Origin of the sequence: Rhodanobacter sp. OK091 (assembly GCF_900142825.1) — a bacterium.
Classification (GTDB): Bacteria; Pseudomonadota; Gammaproteobacteria; order Xanthomonadales; family Rhodanobacteraceae; genus Rhodanobacter.
Map to the genome: position 1 here is coordinate 1 of NZ_FRCH01000009.1, position 5616 is coordinate 5616.

At 54.4% G+C, this 5616-nt stretch carries 2 tRNA genes and 3 rRNA genes; all 5 read left to right on the plus strand.

The features are described 5' to 3' along the window. Positions 1-269: 269 nt before the first annotated feature. The 5 genes from BUA26_RS19575 (at position 270) to rrf (ending at position 5547) form a co-directional block, all read left to right on the plus strand. Positions 270-1814: ribosomal RNA gene (locus BUA26_RS19575) — 16S ribosomal RNA — on the plus strand. 196 nt (positions 1815-2010) lie between these two features. Continuing rightward, positions 2011-2087 (plus strand) — tRNA-Ile (locus BUA26_RS19580). 18 nt (positions 2088-2105) lie between these two features. Continuing rightward, a tRNA-Ala gene (locus BUA26_RS19585) sits at positions 2106-2181 on the plus strand. 193 nt (positions 2182-2374) lie between these two features. Further along, positions 2375-5256 (plus strand): 23S ribosomal RNA (locus BUA26_RS19590). 177 nt (positions 5257-5433) lie between these two features. Further along, a 5S ribosomal RNA gene (gene rrf / locus BUA26_RS19595) occupies positions 5434-5547 on the plus strand. The 16S, 23S and 5S rRNA genes sit together here with 2 tRNA genes alongside, the layout of an rRNA operon. Positions 5548-5616: the final 69 nt, after the last annotated feature.

Consider the following 5616-nt stretch of genomic DNA (forward strand, 5'->3'; position numbering starts at 1 on the left):
TGTTGACGGTCACGAAAAGCGATGTAGAATGGGCGGCTCACCTAGGACGAAACGTTCTGGACGCGATCGAGGAATCGGTGGCAAGTGGTTGATCTTTGACAGTGTGCGCAGGTGAATTGTGTGGACGTCTTGCGGTGGAGGGTTACGACCTGTCCAAGCAATGCAAGCGTCCAACTAGAGAAAAAGTCAGTAATGAGTTTTATCCGGTTGGGACATACGCTTCGGAAAGATAGATGGCCGAGCCCGCGAGGGTGAGGTTGTCGAAAACTTAAGTGAAGAGTTTGATCCTGGCTCAGATTGAACGCTGGCGGCATGCCTAACACATGCAAGTCGAACGGCAGCACAGCAGTAGCAATACTGTGGGTGGCGAGTGGCGGACGGGTGAGTAATGCATCGGGACCTACCCAGACGTGGGGGATAACGTAGGGAAACTTACGCTAATACCGCATACGTCCTACGGGAGAAAGCGGGGGACCTTCGGGCCTCGCGCGGTTGGACGGACCGATGTGCGATTAGCTAGTTGGTAGGGTAATGGCCTACCAAGGCGACGATCGCTAGCTGGTCTGAGAGGATGATCAGCCACACTGGGACTGAGACACGGCCCAGACTCCTACGGGAGGCAGCAGTGGGGAATATTGGACAATGGGCGCAAGCCTGATCCAGCAATGCCGCGTGTGTGAAGAAGGCCTTCGGGTTGTAAAGCACTTTTATCAGGAACGAAATACCACGGGTTAATAACCTATGGGGCTGACGGTACCTGAGGAATAAGCACCGGCTAACTTCGTGCCAGCAGCCGCGGTAATACGAAGGGTGCAAGCGTTAATCGGAATTACTGGGCGTAAAGGGTGCGTAGGCGGTTAGTTAAGTCTGTCGTGAAATCCCCGGGCTCAACCTGGGAATGGCGATGGATACTGGCTAGCTAGAGTGTGTCAGAGGATGGTGGAATTCCCGGTGTAGCGGTGAAATGCGTAGAGATCGGGAGGAACATCAGTGGCGAAGGCGGCCATCTGGGACAACACTGACGCTGAAGCACGAAAGCGTGGGGAGCAAACAGGATTAGATACCCTGGTAGTCCACGCCCTAAACGATGCGAACTGGATGTTGGTCTCAACTCGGAGATCAGTGTCGAAGCTAACGCGTTAAGTTCGCCGCCTGGGGAGTACGGTCGCAAGACTGAAACTCAAAGGAATTGACGGGGGCCCGCACAAGCGGTGGAGTATGTGGTTTAATTCGATGCAACGCGAAGAACCTTACCTGGCCTTGACATGTCCGGAATCCAGCAGAGATGCAGGAGTGCCTTCGGGAATCGGAACACAGGTGCTGCATGGCTGTCGTCAGCTCGTGTCGTGAGATGTTGGGTTAAGTCCCGCAACGAGCGCAACCCTTGTCCTTAGTTGCCAGCACGTAATGGTGGGAACTCTAAGGAGACTGCCGGTGACAAACCGGAGGAAGGTGGGGATGACGTCAAGTCATCATGGCCCTTACGGCCAGGGCTACACACGTACTACAATGGTCGGTACAGAGGGTTGCAATACCGCGAGGTGGAGCCAATCCCAGAAAGCCGATCCCAGTCCGGATCGGAGTCTGCAACTCGACTCCGTGAAGTCGGAATCGCTAGTAATCGCGGATCAGCTATGCCGCGGTGAATACGTTCCCGGGCCTTGTACACACCGCCCGTCACACCATGGGAGTGAGTTGCTCCAGAAGCCGTTAGTCTAACCGCAAGGGGGACGACGACCACGGAGTGGTTCATGACTGGGGTGAAGTCGTAACAAGGTAGCCGTATCGGAAGGTGCGGCTGGATCACCTCCTTTCGAGAAAGACGGTCGCGAACTCTCTTCGCAAGACGTCCACACAAGACACCTGTATTTCACGTAATCGTTCAACGCGAAGTCCCTTTCGCGAAGAGCGAAGATCAAGACCGACCATCCATGGCCGGACTCTTCATCAACAGCCGCTTCGAACATGGTTCCAGGTTGTCTGGCGTAGGTTCTGGGGTTCGATCTCACTGGGTCTGTAGCTCAGGTGGTTAGAGCGCACCCCTGATAAGGGTGAGGCCGGTGGTTCGAGTCCACCCAGACCCACCATTATTCCAAGGATTCCTTGGGGCCTTAGCTCAGCTGGGAGAGCACCTGCTTTGCAAGCAGGGGGTCGTCGGTTCGATCCCGACAGGCTCCACCATGGAACGAACGGCGCGTGAAATAACAAGCACACAAAAGATTTTGAAATCATCCGGCATTGAGGCCGGCGTGATGTTCTTTGAAAACCTGTAAACGAGTGACAAGCGTCTTGGTTCGAACCGAACCGAGACAAGTGTTAAGGCAAGTAACGAAGTGGTTTGGACGTGTGATCCCGAGGCGACTTGGGGTTATATGGTCAAGCGACTAAGCGTATACGGTGGATGCCTTGGCAGTCAGAGGCGATGAAGGACGTGGCAGCCTGCGAAAAGTGTCGGGGAGCTGGCAACAAGCTTTGATCCGGCAATGTCCGAATGGGGAAACCCACTCCGCAAGGAGTACTGCATGGTGAATACATAGCCATGCAGGGCGAACCCGGGGAACTGAAATATCTAAGTACCCGGAGGAAAAGAAATCAACCGAGATTCCCTGAGTAGCGACGAGCGAACGGGGACTAGCCCAAAAGCACATTATGTTTTAGTCAAACGGGATGGAAAGCCCGGCCATAGATGGTGATAGCCCAGTCGACGAAAAGGCATTTTGTGTGAAATTGAGTAAGGCGGGGCACGTGAAACCTTGTCTGAACATGGGGGGACCATCCTCCAAGGCTAAATACTACTGACTGACCGATAGCGAACTAGTACCGTGAGGGAAAGGCGAAAAGAACCCCGGAGAGGGGAGTGAAATAGACCCTGAAACCGTATACGTACAAGCAGTGGAAGCCCGCAAGGGTGACTGCGTACCTTTTGTATAATGGGTCAGCGACTTACTGTCAGTGGCAAGCTTAACCGTATAGGGGAGGCGAAGAGAAATCGAGTCTGAATAGGGCGCATAGTCTCTGGCAGTAGACCCGAAACCGAGTGATCTATCCTTGGCCAGGTTGAAGGTGCGGTAACACGCACTGGAGGACCGAACCCACATCTGTTGCAATAGATGGGGATGAGCTGAGGATAGGAGTGAAAGGCTAAACAAACTCGGAGATAGCTGGTTCTCCTCGAAAGCTATTTAGGTAGCGCCTCGTGCGAATACTGTTGGGGGTAGAGCACTGTTATGGCTAGGGGGTCATCGCGACTTACCAAACCATGGCAAACTCCGAATACCAACACGTACTACACGGGAGACACACGGCGGGTGCTAACGTCCGTCGTGAAAAGGGAAACAACCCAGACCCGCAGCTAAGGTCCCAAAGTCATAGCTAAGTGGAAAACGATGTGGAAAGGCATAGACAGCCAGGAGGTTGGCTTAGAAGCAGCCACCCTTTAAAGAAAGCGTAATAGCTCACTGGTCGAGTCGGTCTGCGCGGAAGATTTAACGGGGCTAAGCTATGCACCGAAGCTCGGGGTGTGCACATTTATGTGTACGCGGTAGAGGAGCGTTCCGTAAGCCTGTGAAGGTGGATTGTAAAGTCTGCTGGAGGTATCGGAAGTGCGAATGCTGACATGAGTAACGATAATGGGGGTGAAAAGCCCCCACGCCGAAAGCCCAAGGTTTCCTCGCGCAACGTTCATCGGCGCAGGGTGAGTCGGCCCCTAAGGCGAGGCAGAAATGCGTAGTCGATGGGAAGCAGGTTAATATTCCTGCACTTTTCTTAAGTGCGATGTGGGGACGGAGAAGGTTAGGTCTACCGGGCGTTGGTTGTCCCGGGGAAAGGAGGTAGGCATGCATCTTAGGCAAATCCGGGATGCTTTATGCCGAGCACCGAGACGAGCCCTATTGGGCGAAGTGACTGACACCACGCTTCCAGGAAAAGCCACTAAGCTTCAGCTTAAGAAAAACCGTACCGTAAACCGACACTGGTAGGCAGGGTGAGAATCCCAAGGCGCTTGAGAGAACTCGGGTGAAGGAACTAGGCAAAATGGCACCGTAACTTCGGGAGAAGGTGCGCCCATTGACGTGGTCACGTGCGTGACTGAGCGTCGATGGGTCGCAGTAACCTGGCCGCTGCGACTGTTTATCAAAAACACAGCACTCTGCAAACACGAAAGTGGACGTATAGGGTGTGACGCCTGCCCGGTGCTGGAAGGTTAATTGATGGGGTCAGCCGCAAGGCGAAGCTCTTGATCGAAGCCCCAGTAAACGGCGGCCGTAACTATAACGGTCCTAAGGTAGCGAAATTCCTTGTCGGGTAAGTTCCGACCTGCACGAATGGCGTAACGACAGCGGCGCTGTCTCCACCCGAGACTCAGTGAAATTGAATTCGCTGTGAAGATGCAGCGTTCCCGCGGCAAGACGGAAAGACCCCGTGAACCTTTACTATAGCTTTACACTGAACGTTGAGTTCTTCTGTGTAGGATAGGTGGGAGGCTTTGAAGCGCAGACGCCAGTTTGCGTGGAGCCATCCTTGAAATACCACCCTGAAGTGCTTGACGTTCTAACCTCGACCCGTAATCCGGGTCAGGGACCGTGTATGGTGGGTAGTTTGACTGGGGCGGTCTCCTCCCAAAGAGTAACGGAGGAGCACGAAGGTACGCTCAGCGCGGTCGGACATCGCGCACTGTGTGCAATGGCATAAGCGTGCTTGACTGCGAGATCGACGGATCAAGCAGGTACGAAAGTAGGTCATAGTGATCCGGTGGTTCTGTATGGAAGGGCCATCGCTCAACGGATAAAAGGTACTCCGGGGATAACAGGCTGATACCGCCCAAGAGTTCATATCGACGGCGGTGTTTGGCACCTCGATGTCGGCTCATCACATCCTGGGGCTGTAGCCGGTCCCAAGGGTATGGCTGTTCGCCATTTAAAGTGGTACGCGAGCTGGGTTCAGAACGTCGTGAGACAGTTCGGTCCCTATCTGTCGTGGGCGTTGGAGATTTGAGGGGGGCTGCTCCTAGTACGAGAGGACCGGAGTGGACGTTCCGCTGGTGTTCGGGTTGTCATGCCCATGGCATTGCCCGGTAGCTACGAACGGAAGTGATAACCGCTGAAAGCATCTAAGCGGGAAGCACGCCCCAAGATGAGATCTCCCGAGAGCTTGACTCTCCTTAAGGCACCATCAAGACCAGGTGGTTGATAGGTCAGGTGTGGAAGCGCAGCAATGCGTTGAGCTAACTGATACTAATGAGCCGTGAGGCTTGACCATATAACCCCAAGACGCTTTGTTTGCAGATCCCTCTGCGAAAAGCCCAGCCATCCTTGGCTGGACTCCTCGAAAGAGCGATCGCTTTAACACCGTCTCGATTCGAATTCACCTCGACGCTTGTCACTCGTTTACAACCCTATGTGGAGCCGGCGCTTAACGCGCTGCTCCCACCCCTTCCCTGGCGGCCATAGCGGCGTGGTACCACCTGATCCCATCCCGAACTCAGAAGTGAAACGCGCATGCGCCGATGGTAGTGTGGCTTTGCCATGCAAGAGTAGGTCACCGCCAGGGGCTTTATCCCTAAAAACCTCCACCCGAAACGGTGGGGGTTTTTTCTTGTCTGGACGACGGCGGCGACGA